The sequence below is a fragment of the uncultured Agathobaculum sp. genome, assembly GCF_963927765.1.
Classification (GTDB): Bacteria; Bacillota; Clostridia; order Oscillospirales; family Butyricicoccaceae; genus Agathobaculum.
Genome location: NZ_CAWVCU010000110.1, coordinates 1 through 17,176 on the forward strand (window position 1 = coordinate 1; position 17,176 = coordinate 17,176).

Consider the following 17,176-nt stretch of genomic DNA (forward strand, 5'->3'; position numbering starts at 1 on the left):
CAACCATCATGACCGATAAGGCCATGGCTGACAAGGTCTATATCGAGCCGCTGACTGTCGAAGCGGTGCAGGAGATCATCAAGAAGGAGCGCCCGGACAGCCTGCTGCCGAACCTCGGCGGTCAGACCGGCCTGAACCTCGCCATGGAGCTGTGCGAGAGCGGCTTCCTCGACAAGATGGGCGTCAAGCTTCTCGGCGCGAACCCGGAGACCATCGCCAAGGCGGAGGATCGCCAGATGTTCAAGGACACGATGGAAAAGATCGGCGAGCCTTGCATCGCGTCCAAGGTGGTGCACTCGGTCGAGGATGCGGTCGAGTTTACCCGTCAAATCGGCCTGCCGGTCATCATCCGTCCGGCGTATACGCTCGGCGGCACGGGCGGCGGCATTGCCTATACGTGGGATCAGCTGCGCGAGATCGCCGCAACCGGCATTATGTATTCCCGCGTCGATGAAATTCTGGTCGAGAAATGTATCGCAGGCTGGAAGGAAATCGAATATGAGGTCATGCGCGACGCCAAGGGCAACGCGATCACGATCTGTAACATGGAAAACGTCGACCCGGTCGGCGTCCACACCGGCGACTCGGTCGTTGTCGCGCCTAGCCAGACGCTGTGCGACAAGGAATACCAGATGCTGCGCACCTCTGCGCTCAACATCATTACCGAGCTTGGCATCGAGGGCGGCTGCAACGTGCAGTACGCGCTCAATCCGGAGTCGTTCGAGTATGCGGTAATTGAGGTAAACCCCCGCGTATCGCGCTCCTCGGCGCTTGCGTCCAAGGCGACCGGCTACCCGATCGCCAAGGTGACCGCCAAGATCGCAGTGGGCTACGGTCTGGACGAGATCGAAAACGCCGTCACCAAAAAGACCAAGGCATGCTTCGAGCCGACGATCGACTATTGCGTGGTCAAGTTCCCGCGCTGGCCGTTTGATAAGTTCGTTTACGCGGATAACACGCTCGGCACCCAGATGAAGGCGACGGGCGAGGTCATGGCAATCGACAACAGCTTTGAGGGCGCGCTGATGAAGGCCGTCCGCGGCTGTGAGATCAAGCTGGAAAGCATGATCGCGCCGCGCATCCAGCAGCAGTCGGATGCGGAGATCCGCAAGGGCGTTGCCCGTACGGATGACCAGCGTCTGTTCCACATCTGCGAGGCGCTGCGCCGCGGCATCATGACCATCGAGGAGATCCATGAGATCACCACGATGGATACCTTCTTCCTGCACAAGTTCCAGAACATCATCGACATGGAGAAGGAGCTGGCTTCCGCGGCTGAGATCGACAAGGATCTGTATATCCGCGCCAAGAAGATGGGCTTCCTCGACAAGACGATTGTCGAGCTGTCTGGCGGCAAGGATATTTCCGGGGTAAAGCGTCTGCCGGTTTACAAGATGGTAGACACCTGCGCCGCCGAGTTTGAAGCGGAAACCCCGTATTACTACTCAACCTACGACGAGGAGACCGAGGTCAAGCCTGCATCCGGCAAAAAGAAGGTGCTGGTGCTCGGCTCCGGTCCGATCCGCATCGGTCAGGGCATCGAGTTTGACTATTGTTCGGTTCACGCGGTTTGGGCGCTGCAAAAGCTCGGCTGCGAGACCGTCATCATCAACAACAACCCGGAGACCGTCTCGACCGACTTCGACACGGCCGACCGTCTGTATTTCGAGCCGCTGACACCCGAAGACGTGACCGGTGTCGTGAACGCGGAAAAGCCGGACTTTGCCATCGTGCAGTTTGGCGGCCAGACCGCAATCAACCTCGCGGCACACATCGAAAAGCTGGGCATTCCGATTTTGGGTACTCCGGCTTGGTCGATTGACGCAGCCGAGGACCGCGAGAAGTTCGATGTTATCCTCGAAAAGTGCGGCATCCCGCGTCCGGCGGGTCACACCGTTATGACCGAGGAAGAGGCCGTCAAGGCGGCCGATGAGCTGGGCTATCCGGTGCTTGTCCGCCCGTCCTACGTCCTGGGCGGTCAGGGCATGGAGATCGCGCACAAGGAAGAGGACGTGCGCGAGTTCATGAAGGTCATCACCCGCAACAAGGTGGAAAACCCGGTGCTGGTCGATAAATATATGATGGGCCGCGAGATCGAGGTCGACGCGATCTGCGACGGCGAGGATATTCTCATCCCGGGCATCATGGAACACTTCGAGCGCGCAGGCGTCCACTCGGGCGACTCGATCTCGATTTATCCGTCCATCAATATCGAGCAGAAGCACAAGGATACCATTATCCGCTATACCGAAGCGCTGGCGAAGAATCTGGCGGTTCTGGGTCTGGTCAACATCCAGTTCGTGCTGTATAACGATCAGGTTTATGTCATTGAGGTCAATCCGCGTTCCTCGCGTACCGTGCCGTATATCTCCAAGGTGACAGGCGTGCCGATGGTCGATCTGGCAACCCGCTGTATGTTCGGTGAAAAGCTGCGCGATATGGGCTGCGGCACCGGCCTGCATCCGGAGAGCGACCACTACGCCGTTAAGGTGCCGGTGTTCTCGTTCCAGAAGCTGCGCGACCTTGACACCCAGCTCGGGCCGGAGATGAAGTCGACCGGCGAGGTGCTCGGCGTTTCGACCTCGTTCCGCGAGGCGCTGCTCAAGGGTCTGATCGGCGCGGGCTTCCAGATGAAGAAGAAGGGCGCGGTGCTTATTTCCGTGCGCGATTCGGACAAGCAGGAGGCCATCCGCATTGGCGAGCGGTTTGAAGCGCTCGGCTTTGATATCTATGCGACCAGCGGCACGGCGAACGTCTTGAACCGCCATATGGTTGCGACCAACGCCATCCGCAACGTGGATGAGCCGTCCCCGAACATCATCGACCTGATCGAGTCCGGCAAGATCGACTATGTCGTGGCCACCTCGGTCAAGGGCCGCCATCCGGAGCTGGGTTCGGTGCATATCCGCCGTACCGCGGTCGAGCGTGCGATACCGTGCCTGACCTCGATCGACACGGCTTCCGCGCTGCTGCGCTGCCTGGAGGGCGATATCAAGATCGAAAACTGTGAGATGGTGGATATCAACACAATCTAAAATTTCGATGCAAGCGTACAGCTTTCATCGAGGGGGCTGTGCCGCGCAATGCGCGGACACAGCCCTTTCGCAATTTTGCGCGTAAGTATGCACACAAAATTGCTCTCCTGTATCAAAAGCCCGGCTTAGCCGGGCTTTTGATGAAAAGAACCGCCCGGTGGGGCGGTTCTTTTCTGTTTCACGCGCGCCTGACGGCGCGGGGACGACTATTCTTTTTTGTTTTGCTCGGACTGCTGCACCTTCTTTTTGCGGTGCAACTGCACACGCCAGAACACATAGCCCACAATACCCAGCAGCACCAGCACCGGCCAGAGCGTCACGAGCATGAGGATCAGCCCGCGCACCGTGACCGTCAGACCACCAAGACCGTTCTTTGCTGCCTGTGCCAGCTGTGCACCAAAGCCCGTGCCTTCGGAAACCGCGGTCAATGTCTGCACTTCGCGCAGCGAGACCGTGAAAGTGGAAAAGCTGACCAGATCGTCGTAATGCCGCTTTTCTCCCGTTAGGCTGTCGATCTCATATTCGCAGTCAGCCAGCGCGTTTTCCAGCGAGATAATATCCTCCATCTTTGCCGCTTGATCGAGCAGCGCGAGCAGCCGTTCGTGTTTGGTTTGCAAGGTAGCCAGCCGCGTTTCAATGTCGGTATACTGCTCGGTCACGTCCTCGCTCCAGCGATTGGCAGACACGACATGACAGGTATCCCCAATTTGTGCGAAAAAGGTTTCAAACTTTTCCTGCGGTACGCGCAGGGTATAATTTGCTGTGCGGCTGCCTTTTTCGCCCGCGTTTCCGCTCGACTCGATATAGCCGCCTGCCTCGGCGGTGAGCTGCTCAAGCGCGGCGCAGGTCGCGTCATAGTCCTGCGTCTCCAGTGTTAGGTCTGCCGATAAAATCAGCTTGGCGTTCTCCCGCACTGCGGAAAAGTCCGCCGTGCTTTCCGATGTTGCCGTATCCATTGCAGTGCCGTTTTCAGCCGGCGCTGCCGCATCCCCGGTGCTTGCACTGCTGTCTCCCGAAGCGCCGCACGCAGTAAGCGAAAGCAGCAACAGCAAGGCAAGTACCACACAAAGCCATCGTCGTTTCATCACAGGACACCCCTTTCTGTTTCGGTTATCCTATTAGACGGGCATGCGTACCAGTTGTTCCCAGCTGTTGCTGCTTTGTAAACTTTTGTTTATGTATAAAGTGTTTTATACTTCCTTCTGATAGGTGGTCTGCTCGAACGAGCCGATTGCGCCGCAAACGCCGCATACATCCGGACGCTCGTCATAAATCGCGCCGCAGAACGCGCAGCGGTAGCCCTGCACCTCGACTGTTTTCTTCTTGGGCGGCAAGGAGGCTTCTACTTCTTCCTTCTTTGCACCCTGATTGAGCGACATCAGCGCGCTCATGAAGCGCAGCTCATGATCCTGCTCGATCTTGGCGATGTTCTCGAACAGCAGAGCAATGTCGTTAAAGCCTTCTTCGCGGGCGATTTTTGCAAAATCCGGGTACATGCTGCTCCATTCGCCATATTCGCCCTTGATGGCGGTCTGCAGATTTTCCGCGCTGGTGCCGATGCCGGTCAGCTTTTCGTACAGCAGTCGGCCGTGTGCGCCTTCGTTCTGTGCCAGTCCGGTGAACAGCTCCGCGATATCCTCATGCCCCTCTTTGCGCGCTTTGTCTGCGAAAAACAGATATTTGTTGCGCGCCATCGACTCGCCGCTAAAAGCAGCCTGCAAATTTTGTTCGGTACGAGATCCTTTCAGGTTCATTCCAGTTTCCTCCTTTTATTGATATTTATTTACAAATAGGAATAAATATCAATTAATGTTTATACTATACTCCTTTTTTTATAAAATGCACGCATCATAACAAGATTGTAACCGTAATGTAACTGTTCTGTAATCTTTGCGTGAAAACAAAATCCCGGAAGCGATTTGCTTTCGGGATGGGAGAATATGGGGGAGTTGCATGGGGTCATTTCCGCTTGGCAAAGCACTCTTTGATGCCCACACACAGCAGAAATATGCCGAATGCGCGCCGCAGCCAGCCGGTATCCATCCGCGCCGCCAGCAGGGAAGCGGCAAAGGCTGCCGGGATACCAGCCGCAATGCACCAAAGGGCTGTCCGTCGTTCGATCAACCCGTTTTTACTGTGCGACCAGAGCGCTGCGGGCGCGCAGGCGAGAAAGTACAGCAGATTGATGCCCGCCGCCTGATATTGCGCGATCCCGGCCAGCATGGTGAGATACAGCATGAGCAGCGAGCCGCCGCCCACCCCGCAGCCGGATAAAATGCCGGTTGCCAGCCCCACTGCGGCCGCTACCAGCGCGCTCACAGCAGCAGGACGGCGCGCACACCGCCATACAGCAGCAAAACGCCGAACGCACGCCGCAGCCATATCATATCGAGCCGGTGAAAGATGCGGCCTGCAATCCAGCCGCCGAGTGCGCCGCCCAACAGGTAGGGCCATGCTGCGGCAAGCGGAAGTCCGCCCTGCATCCAGTAAAGCGCGGCGGACAGTGCGCTGAGCGGGAAAATCACTGCGACCGAGGTTGCAAACGCGTGCCGTTCCTCCAAGCCGCACCAGTATACCAGCAGCGGAACCAGAAACAGGCCGCCGCCCGCGCCGAAAAACCCGTTTGCCGCGCCAGCCAGCGCACCGGTTACGCTATATTTTGCGTTTTCTCTCATAAAAACAGCCCTCCGGCAACAGTTTGTGCCGAAGGGCATTGCTTTATGTGTGTTTACAGGCTTATTTCTTGCCCAGTGTGCCGGTTGCCAGCGCGGACAGGTAAGCGTTGATGAAGCCGTCGATATCGCCGTCCATGACTGCGCCGATGTTGGCGTTTTCAAAGCCGGTGCGCGTGTCCTTGGCAAGCGTGTAGGGCATAAAGACGTAGGAGCGGATCTGGCTGCCCCATTCGATCTTCTTCTGGTCGCCCTTGATGTCGGAGATCTTCTCCAGATGTTCGCGCTCCTTGATCTCGACCAGCTTGGAACGCAGCATGCGCAAGCAGTTGTCCTTGTTCTGGAACTGGCTCCGCTCAGTCTGGCAGGAAACGACGATGCCGGTCGCCTTGTGGATCAGACGAACCGCGGACGAGGTCTTGTTGATGTGCTGGCCGCCCGCACCGGAGGAACGGAACACCTGCATTTCGTAATCATCCGGTTTGATCTCGAAATCCGCCGAGTCATCCGGAATATCCGGGATGACCTCAACCGCGGAGAACGAGGTATGGCGGCGGCCGGAAGCATCAAACGGGGAAATACGCACCAGACGGTGCACGCCCGACTCGCCTTTGAGGAAGCCGTACGCGTTTTCGCCCTCGATGATGATATCCGCGCTCTTCAGGCCCGCTTCTTCGCCGTCCTGATAGTCCATGATCTTATAGGTGAAGCCGTGGCGCTCGGCCCAGCGGGTGTACATGCGGTACAGCATTTCGCACCAGTCCTGCGCTTCGGTGCCGCCCGCGCCCGCATGGAACGATACCAACGCGTTGTTTTTGTCGTATTCGCCGGTCAGCAGCGTGGACAGCTTCTGCTCGGCAACGCCCTCTTCCAGCTCCTTGTAGCCGCTTTCCAGCTCCTCAAGCATGGATTCGTCGTTTTCTTCGATCGCCATTTCGCAGATGGTCAGCAGATCGTCGCACAGGCTGTTCAGATGGTTATACGCCTCGATTTTGCCCTTGAGCGCGCCCATGCGGGAGACGATCTTCTGGCTTTCCTCCGGATTGTCCCAGAAACCGGGCTGGGAGGACTTGATCTCCAGTTCCTCGACCTCGCGTTTTGCGCGCTCCAGACCGAGCGCGCCGTACAGCTCCTCCAGCTGGGGCTTCAAATTGTTCAGTTTGACCTTGTATTCCTCGAACTCAAGCATGAAAATGCTCCTTCACGTATTTTTCAGTAGTATATAGTATACCGTTTTGCGGGGAACTTGTAAAGTTTTTTCTAAGTTTGGCTTGACTAACCCTTGTCCTTCCGCTATATTTTTATGTACAACGAAAGGGAGTAGCTCACGCCTGCGGGCGTGGTCGGCATCGTCATTCACGGTCGATTATTCGACCTGTGCCTACCGGAAGCAGCGAGACTTTTATTGCTCAGGCGCAATAAAAGTCTCTTTTTTTGCGCCTGGATATGCTATTGTAACATCATAGGGGGTTGTATCATGCTATCATTCATTATGTTGGTATTCGGCTTTGTCCTGCTGGTCTGGGGCGCGGACAAATTCGTTGCAGGCGCGTCCGCGCTGGCGCGGCGGTTGGGCGTTTCGCCCTTGCTCGTCGGCCTGACGATCGTCGCCTTCGGCACATCCGCACCTGAGCTGGCCGTCAGCTTGACCGCGGCCTTGCAGGGCGCCAATGAAATCGCGGTCGGCAATGTCGTCGGCTCGAACATTTTCAATATGCTGATGGTTGCGGGCCTGTCCGCGGTGGTTTGTCCGCTCGTCATGGACCGCACGCTGCTGCGGCGCGACTGGCCGATTTCGGTCGGCGCGGCCATCCTGCTGCTGGTGTTCATCGCGCCTGACCTGACCATTTCGCGCATCGAGGGCGTTATCCTGCTGGCGGCGTTCGCAGTGGTGCTGGGTACGCAGATCCGTGCGGCGCTCAAAAACCGCGACACGCTCGAAGCGGAAGAGGATGAGGTTGCGATGCCGCCCATCATGATCGGCGTCAATATCGTGCTTGGCCTTGCATGCATCATCATCGGCGGCCAGTTGGCGGTCAACGGCGCGACCGGTATCGCGCGTATGTTCGGCCTGTCCGAGACGCTCATCGGCCTGACCATCGTCGCCATCGGCACCAGCCTGCCCGAGCTGGTCACCTCGCTGGTAGCCGCGCGCAAGGGTCAGAACGAGATCGCGATGGGCAACGTCATCGGCTCGAATATCTTTAATTTGTTGCTCATCCTCGGCGTTTCCGCTACGATCACGCCGATTCCGGTGCAGGCAACCTCGATCATCGACGCACTGGTGCTCATCGGTATCAGCATCGTGTTTTACCTTCCTGCGCGTCGCGGCAAGCTCGGCCGTGCGCCCGGTGTGGTCATGGCGCTCACCTATGTTGTCTATACCGCATACCTGATTATTCGATAAAATGCAAAAAAGGCGCCTGGAGGCGCCTTTTCTGCATATCGGCAGTCGTTCACAAAAAATTTGTTTGTTTCCCGTCCATTGTGTGTTATAATAAATTCTATATGAACGAACGGGGACTGTTGTCCCTTTTGAAAGGCTGAAGTAAGAATGGCTAACCTTTTCACGAAAATTTTCGGTACCCATTCCTCGCATGAGTTAAAGAAAATCTACCCCATCGCCGACAAGGTCGACGCGCTCGAGGAGGAGTACAAAAAACTGACCGATGCCGAGCTGCGCGCCAAAACGGACGAGTTCAAGGCACGTTATCAGAACGGCGAAACGCTGGATCAGCTGCTGCCTGAGGCGTTTGCGACCTGCCGCGAGGCGGCGTGGCGTGTGCTGGGCATGCGGCATTACCGGGTGCAGGTCATCGGCGGCATTGTGCTGCATCAGGGCCGCATCGCGGAGATGAAGACCGGCGAAGGTAAAACGCTGGTCGCCACCCTGCCTGCTTACCTGAACGCACTGACCGGTAAGGGCGTGCACATCGTCACGGTCAACGACTACCTTGCCAAGCGCGACAGCGAATGGATGGGCAAGGTTTACCGCTTCCTTGGTCTGACCGTCGGCTTGGTCATCCACGCGGTCGAGCCTGGCGAGCGAAAGGCGATGTACGAGGCGGATATCACCTATGGCACGAATAACGAATTCGGCTTCGACTATCTGCGCGACAACATGGCGATCTACAAAAGGGCCATGGTGCAGCGCGGCCATGCGTTTGCCATCGTCGACGAGGTGGACTCCATCCTGATCGACGAGGCGCGTACCCCGCTGATTATTTCCGGTCAGGGCGAAAAGTCCTCCCAGCTCTATGAAATGGCTGACCGCTTCGCCGCAGGTCTTAAGCAGCTGCGCGTGAAGGAGGTCGATGCCAAGGAGGAGCAGGACGATATCGATGCGGATTATATTGTCGATGAGAAGGCCCGCACCGCGACGCTGACCCCCAAGGGCACCGCACGCGCGGAGCAGTATTTCAAGGTTGAAAACCTGTCCGACCCGGCCAATACCACACTCCAGCACCACATCAATCAGGCGATCAAGGCGCGCGGCGTCATGCAGCGCGACGTGGACTATGTCGTGCGTGACGGTCAGGTTATCATCGTTGACGAGTTCACCGGCCGTCTGATGTTCGGCCGTCGCTATAACGAGGGTCTGCATCAGGCAATTGAGGCGAAGGAAGGCGTCAAGGTCGCGCACGAGAGCAAGACGCTCGCGACAATCACCTTCCAGAACTACTTCCGTCTGTACGGCAAGCTGTCCGGCATGACCGGTACCGCGCTGACCGAGGAGGAAGAGTTCCGCCACACCTACAAGCTGGACGTCATCGAAATCCCGACCAACAAGCCGATTGCCCGTAAGGACAATCCGGACGCGGTCTATAAGAACGAGCGCGGCAAGATCCATGCGACCATCGCGCGCATCGAGGAATGCCACGCCAAGGGCCAACCGATTCTGGTCGGCACGGTGTCGATCGAGAAGTCTGAGGAGCTGTCCAAGATCCTCAAGGCGAAGGGCATCAAGCATACCGTCCTGAACGCAAAGTATCACGAGCGCGAGGCGGATATCGTCGCGCAGGCAGGTAAGTCGGGCGCAGTTACGATTGCAACCAACATGGCCGGTCGTGGTACGGATATCATGCTCGGCGGCAACGCAGAAACCATGGCGCTGGACGAGCTGAAAAAGGGCGATTACACCCCCGAACTGCTCTATGAAGCCAACGGCCACGCCGAGACCGACGATCCCGAGGTACTCGCCATCCGCGCAAAGTTTGACGAGCTGTACAAGAAGTTTAAGCAGGAGACCGACGCGGACGCCGAAAAGGTGCGCGCGGCGGGCGGCCTGTATATTCTGGGCACCGAGCGGCATGAATCCCGCCGTATCGACAACCAGCTGCGCGGCCGTGCCGGCCGTCAGGGCGACCCGGGCGAATCCAGCTTCTATATCTCGCTGGAAGACGATCTGATGCGTCTGTTCGGTTCGGAGCGCATTCAGAACATGATGGAAACGCTCGGCATCGACGAAAACGAGCCGATCGACCAGAAGATTCTGTCCGGCGCGATCGAGAACGCGCAGAAAAAGATCGAATCCCGCAACTTCGCTACCCGTAAGCACGTGCTTGAGTACGACGACGTGCTCAACACCCAGCGTCAGACCATTTACAGCCAGCGCCTGCAGGTGCTCGAGGGCAAGGATGTCAAGGATAATATCCTTTCTATGATCGACGATACCATTGCGCGCGCAGTGCATGCCGCAGTCGGTGAGCACAACCTCATCAGTGTCGAAATGGTCGAGCAAGCACGCCGCCCGTTTATCGGCATGTTCCTGCGTCCTGAGGACTGCACCTTCACTCCGGAGGAGTGCGATGACCTGACCGCCGAGCAGCTGACGAACGTGCTGTGCGATCAGGCACACAAGGTATACGAAGCCAAGGAACAGGCCATCGGTGCGCCGATCATGCGCGAGCTGGAGCGTGTGGTGCTGCTCAAGAACGTTGATACCAAGTGGATGGATCACATCGACGCCATGACCGAGCTGCGAAACGGCATTGGCCTGCGCGCCTATGGCCAGCATGACCCGGTCATTGAGTATAAGCGCGAAGGCTTCGATATGTTTGACGCGATGATCGACGCCATCCGCGAGGATACCGTGCGCATGATCTTCCTTGCGCAGGTGCGCACCCGCGAGGAGCCCAAGCGCGAGCAGGTTGCCAAGGAGACCGCAGCGGCGGGCGCTTCCGACGGTTCGGTCAAGGCCGAGCCCAAGCGCGTGGGCAAGAAGGTCGGCCCGAATGACCCGTGTCCGTGCGGCAGCGGCAAAAAGTACAAAAAATGCTGCTACCTCAAGGCGGATAACCCGTACAAATAAAAAGTAAGAGGGAAACCCCGCGGGTTTCCCTCTTTTTCTCTTTGTTTTTAGTTTTGCCGGCGCTTGAAATCCAGATAGCCTTGCAAAATCAGGCTTGCCGCAACCGCGTCGACCGTTTGACGGTGCTTTTTCGCTTTTTTGCCCGTTTGGTGCAGGATGTCGTGCGCTGCGACCGTTGTGCGTCGCTCATCCCACAGCGTGACCGGAATGCCTGTCCGTTCGCGCAGCGTTTTCGCCAGCGCTTCGCATTTTTCCGCGCGCGGCCCAGATGTGCCGTCCATGTTTTTCGGCCAGCCCAGCACGATCTCTTCGATCCGGCTTTCCTGTACGAACGATACCAGCTTGTCAACCAGCTTGTCATAGTTCCATTCATGGATGACGCTTGGCGAACCGGCCAGAAATCCCGATGGGTCGGAAATCGAAAGCCCAGTGCGCGCATCGCCGTAATCAATACCCAAAATACGCATGCGAATACTCCTATATCTTGTGGAATAAGCTAAGTATATCATAAAAACACAAAAAAACCAGCACTTTATTGAGAAAAACCCTTGACCGCCGGTTTTCTCCATGCTATACTTGAAGAACCTATGCAGGTTCTTTTTTTGCGCCCATTTTTCGTGTGTCTCGGAAAAAGGGCTTGGAACACTGGCAAAGGGAGGCAAATTGTCCCGCGCCCGGCCAAAGGGGCACGGGAAGGGACGAATATTAAAAGGAGGTGCCGTTATTTATGCGCGTGAAGATTACGCTGGCCTGCACCGAGTGCAAGCAAAGAAACTATGACACAAACAAGAACAAGAAGAACAACCCGGACCGTCTGGAAATGAACAAGTACTGCCGTTTCTGCCGGAAGCACACGCTGCACCGCGAAACGAAGTAAGAGAAAGGAAGTAGCTTCATGGCTGAAGAAACCAAGGCGAAAAAGCCCGGTCTCTTTGCGCGTATCGGCAAGTGGTTCCGCGAGCTCAAGAGCGAGTGCCGTAAGATCGTATGGCCCACCCGCCAGCAGACCGTGAATAACACGCTGGTGGTCATTGCCTGCGTCATCGTGGTCGGTATCTTCATCTGGGTGCTCGATATCGTGTTCGGTCTCGGCGTTCAGACGCTGCTCAAAGCTTTCGCCGCCTAAAAGGAGGCATTTATGTCAGACGCTGCAAAATGGTATGTGGTGCACACATACTCCGGCTACGAAAACAAAGTAGCCTCTTCGATCGAAAAAGCGGTCGAAAACCGCAAGCTGCATGACCTGATTCAAGCCGTCAACATTCCGACCGAAACGGTCACGGAAGTCAAGGACGGCAAAAGCCGTGAGGTCGAGCGCAAGCTCTTTCCGGGCTACGTGCTTGTCAAAATGGTTATGACTGACGAAACCTGGTATCTGGTTCGCAATACCCGCGGCTGCACCGGTTTTGTCGGACAGGACAAGTCCGGTGGCTCCAAGCCCATTCCGCTGACCGATGACGAGATCGCAGCAATGGGCGTAGAGAAGCGCGAGATCGAGGTAAACTACGCACCCGGCGACAGCGTGCGCGTCATCGATGGCGCACTGGCTGGATTTATCGGCGTTGTATCGTCGGTGGAAGCGGATAAGAACAAGGTAAATGTAACGGTTTCCATGTTCGGCCGCGAAACCCCTGTTGAGCTGGAACTCGACCAGGTCGAGACGCTCGACGAGTAAAACATTCTTCCGGCATCTGGCCGGAAATGCGCGCTGAAGGCGCGCGGCAAGTGGGAGAGCTCCCGCAGAAGGGACTCGCCAATTACCACATTTATTGAAGGAGGAACCTTTCAACATGGCACAGAAAGTAGTAGGTTATATTAAGCTCCAGATTCCCGCAGGCAAGGCAACCCCGGCTCCCCCGGTAGGTCCGGCTCTCGGCCAGCATGGCGTCAACATCATGGCGTTCACCAAGGAATTCAACGAGCGCACCAAGAACGATGCCGGTATGATCATCCCGGTTATCATCACGGTTTACGCTGACCGTTCGTTCAGCTTCGTCACTAAGACTCCCCCGGCGCCGGTTCTGATTAAGAAGGCTTGCGGTATCGAGTCCGGTTCGGCCGTTCCGAACAAGACCAAGGTTGCCAAGCTTTCCAAGGCTGACTGCCAGAAGATCGCAGAGACCAAGATGCCTGACCTGAACGCTGCTTCCCTGGAAGCTGCGATGAGCATGATCGCAGGCACTGCCCGTTCCATGGGTATCACGGTCGAGGAATAAGTTTTAAGATAAGCTGAATGGATTTTGACCGCGCTTTTTGCAGGCGCCGGTCAAAGTGGGAGGGTTAGGTTTAGCCTATTCCCGCATTACCACTTAAGGAGGATTTATTGTGCATAAAGGTAAAAAGTATGTAGACAGCGCAAAGACCATTGATCGTTCCAAGCTGTACGATCCGGCAGAAGCGCTTGCCACTGTTGTTTCCACTGCCAAGGCCAAGTTCGATGAGACCATCGAGCTGCACGTTAAGCTGGGCGTTGACTCCCGTCACGCTGACCAGCAGGTGCGCGGCGCGATCGTTCTGCCGCACGGCACCGGCAAGAATGTCCGCGTTGCTGTTTTCGCTAAGGGCGCGAAGGCGGACGAGGCACTGGCTGCTGGCGCTGACATCGTTGGCGCTGAGGACCTGATGGAGCGCATCCAGAAGGAGAACTTCTTTGAGTTCGACGTAGTCATCGCTACCCCGGACATGATGGGTCTGGTTGGCCGTCTGGGCCGCGTGCTCGGTCCTAAGGGCCTGATGCCGAACCCGAAGGCTGGCACGGTTTCCATGGACGTTGCTAAGGCTGTTCAGGAGTCCAAGGCTGGTAAGATCGAGTACCGTCTGGACAAGACCAACATCATCCACTGCCCGATCGGCAAGGCTTCTTTCGGCGCTGAGAAGCTGCAGGACAACTTCGACGCTCTGATGGGCGCGATCATCAAGGCGAAGCCGGCTGCTGCCAAGGGTCAGTATGTCCGCTCCTGCGTTGTGGCTTCCACCATGGGCCCCGGCGTTAAGGTCAACGCTGCTAAGCTGATGGCGTAAGCGTCTGTTTGATACGGAGTTTATAAGCAATAAAAAGCACGCTGGTTTTCCAGCGTGCTTTTTTGTTGTTCTGTTGAATTAGCCCATCATGCGGTATGCCGTTGCAATCGCCTGCTCACGGGTGAACAGACCCTGCGGGTCGAACTTGTTTTCGCCTGTGCCGTTCATGATTCCAGCACCGACAACGAAGTTGATGCCCTCGTGTGCCCACGACGAAATCTGCGATTCATCCGCCCACGAAGTATTCGCCTCACTGCCGGGCAGATTGATCTTGTTGGCCGCACCCATCAAAATCTTGGCCGCCTGTTCGCGGGTCAGGCTCTCATTCGGGCTAAACTTGTTGTTGCCCACGCCGTTGATGATACCGAAGCGGTAGCAGGCCAGCACGCTGGCGTCCCATGTATCGGTCAGTGCCGCGCGTGCGTCATTGTACGAGATGCCGGTCAGATAGAGTTCCTTGTCATAGTCCGCCAGCTTCTTATGCAGCAGCGCGTCGATGATCTGGCAGAACTCCTTGCGGGTGATGTTCTTCTGATAGCCGTTTTGCAGGGTTTCCGGCACGATGCCTGCGTTTGCCGCATCGACAACGGTCTGCGCCGCCCAACTGGAGGGCGTATCAAAGTCGCGCGGCTGGATGCCCTTGGGCAGCGTACCCGACGAATAATCCACAATGTGCAGCACATTGGTCAGGTTGCGGCCCGCGCTTTGCACGGTCGAACCGCCGATGCTGAGGAAGGTGGAAGCGCCGCCGTCCAGTGCCATCGCATCGACTGCGCCCAGTCCCTTGAGGTACTGCGCGATATTGCGCATCGAAGCACTGCTCGCGCTGCCGAGTACCAGCCGGCCGTCGCCCATGATCGCGGCGAACGAACGGGAGGAAACATAGTCCGGGGACTGCTTGGGGTCGGTGAAGTCGCTGTTCTGGTTGCACATGTCAACGCCGTCCTTGAGCAGGAGCGGACCTGCGCCAACGCCGTTGACAATGTCCGTCCACTCGGAAGCGCTGTCATGCTGCGGCGTGTATACCGTCTTGCGTACCGCGTCGTTACCGATCTGCGGTTCGAGCGTATAGGTGACCAGATTGTTCCACGCACTCTGGTTCATGACCAGCACGGTCGTGCCCCAGTTCAGCTTGGGCACCGTGCCGCCGACCTGAATGTTGGTGACCACGCTGTCCTGTATGGTGATGATACGCGCGCCGGAAGCAACATTGACCGCCCGGCCGTACACCGGCGTGAGCAGATAGCTCGCCCATGCGTTGTTCGCGTCATAGGCATTGACCGAATATGCCGTGACCGTGGCGCTGTCCTCGCCGCGGAAGGCAATCTTGGTTTCGATTTTGACGCGGTCGATCAGCGGTGTGCCGTCCGCGCGGAAAACCAGTGTCGGCTTCTCGCCGCCGCCGTTGACCACTTCGCCGCCTTGAATGACGGTCGCATAAACCGTTGCGCCGCCGCTGTAAGCGTCAAAATAGCCGCCATTGATGGAAGCAACTACGGTTTTTCCGCCCTCGGATGCCTTGGCACTGACGTGGCCGGAAGCTGACTGCGTCTGGAACAGACGGTTGTTTGCCAGCGTCACCTCGCCTGTACGTCCTGCGCCCATTTCCAAATAGACCATTGTGCCGCCCATCGGCAGACTGGTGCGCTGTGTGCCGCCTGCTGCGCCCGCCGTTACTGGCAGCAGCATCAGCCCGGCACACACAAGACTGAGCACTCGTTTATATAAGGTTCGCATGGTATTCCCCCTTGTGTGAATTTTCAATCTTAGTTTAACACAATTTTATATCATGCACAATCCTAAAGCCTATTTATTTACATCTTTTGAACATTTCTCCTAAAATGCCGTAAAAATTTTCTGTCTAAAATTTCTTTTATAAATTTTCTTGACATTTTCCTGTTTGTTCGATATAATATTAGAGCTTGGTCAAAGACAGCAGGCAGCCGCAAGGTTTTAAAGGCGTTTTTCGCCGCCCGCCGAGGTCAACACGGAATAGAGTATTACCGTCTTTATAAGGTTTTCTGTGTACCCTCCCTGTGTCTTTGCACCGGGAGGGTACTTTTATTTTTTAGGAGGTGAAAAAGATGCCGAATGCAAAGGTTCTGGAAGAGAAGAAGGCTCTGGTTGCGTCTCTGGTAGAGAAGATCAAGAATTCTCCGGCCGGCGTGCTGGTCGATTACAAGGGCATCAACGTTGAGGATGATACCAAGCTCCGCCGTCAGCTGCGTGAAGCAGGCGTTGAGTATATGGTCATCAAGAACACCCTGATCCGCTTTGCGGCGAAGGAACTGGGCTTTGACGCTCTGGAAGAGCACCTGAACGGCACTTCCGCGCTGGCGATTTCCACCACGGACGACGTGATCGCGCCGGCTAAGATCCTGGGTGAATTCGCTAAGACCCACGAGAACTTCACGATCAAGGCTGGTTACCTGGAAGGTAAGGTAATCGACGAGGCTGAGGTCAAGAAGCTGGCTAACATGCCGAGCAAGGAAGTTCTTATCGCTCAGGTACTGTACAGCTTCAACTTCCCCATTATGCAGCTTGCTATTGCCTGCGATGCTATCGTTAAGAAGGCAGAGGGGAACGAGGACATGAAGGTAGCCGATCTGGTTGCCGCTAAGGTTCCGGCTGCGGAGGAAGCTGCCGCTGAAGAGGCTCCCGCTGCGGAGTAATCAAACAAATTTTAAAAATAACTTATAATGGAGGTTTAATCCCATGACTGTTGCTGAGATTATGGAAGCTGTAAAAGAGCTCAAGGTTATGGAGCTCTCTGAGCTGGTAAAGGCTCTGGAAGAAGAATTTGGCGTATCCGCTACCCCGGTTGCCGTTGCAGGTGCTGCTGCTGGCGCTGGCGACGCTGCTGCTGCTGACGCTAAGACCGATTTCGACGTTGTTCTGGTTGACGCTGGTTCCTCCAAGATCAACGTTATCAAGGTTGTTCGTGAGATCACCGGCCTGGGCCTGAAGGAAGCGAAGGAGAAGGTTGACTCCGCTCCGCAGACCATCAAGGAAGCTGCTCCGGAAGCTGAAGCGAACGAGATCAAGGAGAAGCTCGAGGCTGCTGGCGCTAAGGTTGAGCTCAAGTAATTTTCCGATTGCTCGGCCGGCCCTTTCAGGGCTGCAAGCTGTCTGAAACC

The 17,176-nt window shown here is 56.5% G+C and carries 17 protein-coding genes and 1 other annotated feature; of the genes, 10 read left to right on the forward strand and 7 right to left on the reverse strand.

The features are described from left to right. A partial coding sequence (carB, locus tag ABGT74_RS10275) for a carbamoyl-phosphate synthase large subunit (RefSeq protein WP_346705453.1) occupies positions 1-3,035 on the forward strand: 3,035 nt, incomplete at its 5' end. Positions 3,036-3,241: 206 nt separating this feature from the next. On the opposite strand, the gene ABGT74_RS10280 is transcribed toward carB, so the two are convergent. From ABGT74_RS10280 to prfB, 5 genes are all read right to left on the reverse strand, one after another. Next, positions 3,242-4,120, reverse strand: coding sequence for a DUF4349 domain-containing protein (locus tag ABGT74_RS10280; protein WP_346705454.1), 879 nt, complete (start codon positions 4,118-4,120; stop codon positions 3,242-3,244). 105 nt (positions 4,121-4,225) lie between these two features. Next, positions 4,226-4,789, reverse strand: coding sequence for a ferritin family protein (locus ABGT74_RS10285; RefSeq protein WP_346705455.1), 564 nt, complete (start codon positions 4,787-4,789; stop codon positions 4,226-4,228). A gap of 205 nt (positions 4,790-4,994) precedes the next feature. Next, the gene (locus ABGT74_RS10290) at positions 4,995-5,354 is read right to left on the reverse strand and encodes a sulfite exporter TauE/SafE family protein (protein ID WP_297283575.1); all 360 of its coding nucleotides are present in this window, start codon (positions 5,352-5,354) and stop codon (positions 4,995-4,997) included. Then, positions 5,351-5,710: a sulfite exporter TauE/SafE family protein gene (locus ABGT74_RS10295; RefSeq protein ID WP_346705456.1), complete on the reverse strand. Its 360-nt coding sequence runs from the start codon at positions 5,708-5,710 to the stop codon at positions 5,351-5,353. The genes ABGT74_RS10290 and ABGT74_RS10295 overlap by 4 nt, the downstream gene beginning before the upstream one ends. A 61-nt stretch (positions 5,711-5,771) precedes the next feature. Next, complete coding sequence (prfB, locus tag ABGT74_RS10300) at positions 5,772-6,896, reverse strand: peptide chain release factor 2 (protein ID WP_297283573.1); 1,125 nt, start codon at positions 6,894-6,896, stop codon at positions 5,772-5,774. 288 nt (positions 6,897-7,184) lie between these two features. Here prfB and ABGT74_RS10305 point away from each other — a divergent pair, with 288 nt between their 5' ends. Continuing rightward, positions 7,185-8,114, forward strand: a complete 930-nt coding sequence (locus tag ABGT74_RS10305; protein WP_346705458.1) for a calcium/sodium antiporter — start codon at positions 7,185-7,187, stop codon at positions 8,112-8,114. Positions 8,115-8,261: 147 nt separating this feature from the next. Then, a complete protein-coding gene (gene secA, locus ABGT74_RS10310) occupies positions 8,262-11,018 on the forward strand; it encodes a preprotein translocase subunit SecA (RefSeq protein ID WP_297283571.1) in 2,757 nt (918 codons plus the stop codon). Between the two features lie 47 nt (positions 11,019-11,065). Here secA and ruvX read toward each other — a convergent pair whose 3' ends face one another. Further along, a complete protein-coding gene (gene ruvX / locus ABGT74_RS10315; RefSeq protein WP_297283570.1) occupies positions 11,066-11,485 on the reverse strand; it encodes a Holliday junction resolvase RuvX in 420 nt (139 codons plus the stop codon). Positions 11,486-11,745: 260 nt separating this feature from the next. Here ruvX and rpmG point away from each other — a divergent pair, with 260 nt between their 5' ends. The 5 genes from rpmG to rplA all read left to right on the forward strand — a co-directional run bounded on the left by rpmG (position 11,746) and on the right by rplA (position 14,039). Further along, the gene (gene rpmG / locus ABGT74_RS10320) at positions 11,746-11,895 is read left to right on the forward strand and encodes a 50S ribosomal protein L33 (protein ID WP_295949272.1); all 150 of its coding nucleotides are present in this window, start codon (positions 11,746-11,748) and stop codon (positions 11,893-11,895) included. A gap of 18 nt (positions 11,896-11,913) precedes the next feature. Beyond that, positions 11,914-12,144 carry a preprotein translocase subunit SecE gene (secE, locus tag ABGT74_RS10325; protein ID WP_297283569.1) on the forward strand — a complete coding sequence of 77 codons (231 nt, stop codon included), beginning with the start codon at positions 11,914-11,916 and terminating at the stop codon, positions 12,142-12,144. A 12-nt stretch (positions 12,145-12,156) separates the two neighbouring features. Beyond that, positions 12,157-12,693, forward strand: coding sequence for a transcription termination/antitermination protein NusG (gene nusG / locus ABGT74_RS10330; RefSeq protein WP_125116027.1), 537 nt, complete (start codon positions 12,157-12,159; stop codon positions 12,691-12,693). Positions 12,694-12,808: 115 nt separating this feature from the next. After that, a complete protein-coding gene (gene rplK / locus ABGT74_RS10335) occupies positions 12,809-13,234 on the forward strand; it encodes a 50S ribosomal protein L11 (RefSeq protein ID WP_110435834.1) in 426 nt (141 codons plus the stop codon). Between the two features lie 109 nt (positions 13,235-13,343). Next, positions 13,344-14,039: a 50S ribosomal protein L1 gene (gene rplA, locus ABGT74_RS10340; RefSeq protein ID WP_297283568.1), complete on the forward strand. Its 696-nt coding sequence runs from the start codon at positions 13,344-13,346 to the stop codon at positions 14,037-14,039. 78 nt (positions 14,040-14,117) lie between these two features. On the opposite strand, the gene ABGT74_RS10345 is transcribed toward rplA, so the two are convergent. Further along, a complete protein-coding gene (locus tag ABGT74_RS10345) occupies positions 14,118-15,776 on the reverse strand; it encodes an S-layer homology domain-containing protein (RefSeq protein WP_346705459.1) in 1,659 nt (552 codons plus the stop codon). 171 nt (positions 15,777-15,947) lie between these two features. Beyond that, positions 15,948-16,113: a sequence feature (ribosomal protein L10 leader region), on the forward strand. A 10-nt stretch (positions 16,114-16,123) separates the two neighbouring features. Here ABGT74_RS10345 and rplJ point away from each other — a divergent pair. Both rplJ and rplL read left to right on the forward strand, forming a co-directional pair. Beyond that, positions 16,124-16,711, forward strand: a complete 588-nt coding sequence (rplJ, locus tag ABGT74_RS10350) for a 50S ribosomal protein L10 (RefSeq protein WP_297283566.1) — start codon at positions 16,124-16,126, stop codon at positions 16,709-16,711. A gap of 43 nt (positions 16,712-16,754) precedes the next feature. Continuing rightward, positions 16,755-17,126 carry a 50S ribosomal protein L7/L12 gene (gene rplL / locus ABGT74_RS10355; protein ID WP_297283565.1) on the forward strand — a complete coding sequence of 124 codons (372 nt, stop codon included), beginning with the start codon at positions 16,755-16,757 and terminating at the stop codon, positions 17,124-17,126. The last annotated feature ends 50 nt before the right edge of the window (positions 17,127-17,176 follow it).

What these genes read in the sequence shown, in the direction of transcription:
- ABGT74_RS10285 (WP_346705455.1), bottom strand. Translation starts at nt 4,789, where the DNA reads ATGAACCTGAAAGGATCTCGTACCGAACAAAATTTGCAGGCTGCTTTT.
- nusG (WP_125116027.1), top strand. Translation starts at nt 12,157, where the DNA reads ATGTCAGACGCTGCAAAATGGTATGTGGTGCACACATACTCCGGCTAC.
- ABGT74_RS10280 (WP_346705454.1), bottom strand. Translation starts at nt 4,120, where the DNA reads ATGAAACGACGATGGCTTTGTGTGGTACTTGCCTTGCTGTTGCTGCTT.
- secA (WP_297283571.1), top strand. Translation starts at nt 8,262, where the DNA reads ATGGCTAACCTTTTCACGAAAATTTTCGGTACCCATTCCTCGCATGAG.
- rplJ (WP_297283566.1), top strand. Translation starts at nt 16,124, where the DNA reads ATGCCGAATGCAAAGGTTCTGGAAGAGAAGAAGGCTCTGGTTGCGTCT.
- rplL (WP_297283565.1), top strand. Translation starts at nt 16,755, where the DNA reads ATGACTGTTGCTGAGATTATGGAAGCTGTAAAAGAGCTCAAGGTTATG.
- secE (WP_297283569.1), top strand. Translation starts at nt 11,914, where the DNA reads ATGGCTGAAGAAACCAAGGCGAAAAAGCCCGGTCTCTTTGCGCGTATC.
- rplK (WP_110435834.1), top strand. Translation starts at nt 12,809, where the DNA reads ATGGCACAGAAAGTAGTAGGTTATATTAAGCTCCAGATTCCCGCAGGC.
- ABGT74_RS10305 (WP_346705458.1), top strand. Translation starts at nt 7,185, where the DNA reads ATGCTATCATTCATTATGTTGGTATTCGGCTTTGTCCTGCTGGTCTGG.
- ruvX (WP_297283570.1), bottom strand. Translation starts at nt 11,485, where the DNA reads ATGCGTATTTTGGGTATTGATTACGGCGATGCGCGCACTGGGCTTTCG.
- prfB (WP_297283573.1), bottom strand. Translation starts at nt 6,896, where the DNA reads ATGCTTGAGTTCGAGGAATACAAGGTCAAACTGAACAATTTGAAGCCC.
- ABGT74_RS10295 (WP_346705456.1), bottom strand. Translation starts at nt 5,710, where the DNA reads ATGAGAGAAAACGCAAAATATAGCGTAACCGGTGCGCTGGCTGGCGCG.
- ABGT74_RS10345 (WP_346705459.1), bottom strand. Translation starts at nt 15,776, where the DNA reads ATGCGAACCTTATATAAACGAGTGCTCAGTCTTGTGTGTGCCGGGCTG.
- rpmG (WP_295949272.1), top strand. Translation starts at nt 11,746, where the DNA reads ATGCGCGTGAAGATTACGCTGGCCTGCACCGAGTGCAAGCAAAGAAAC.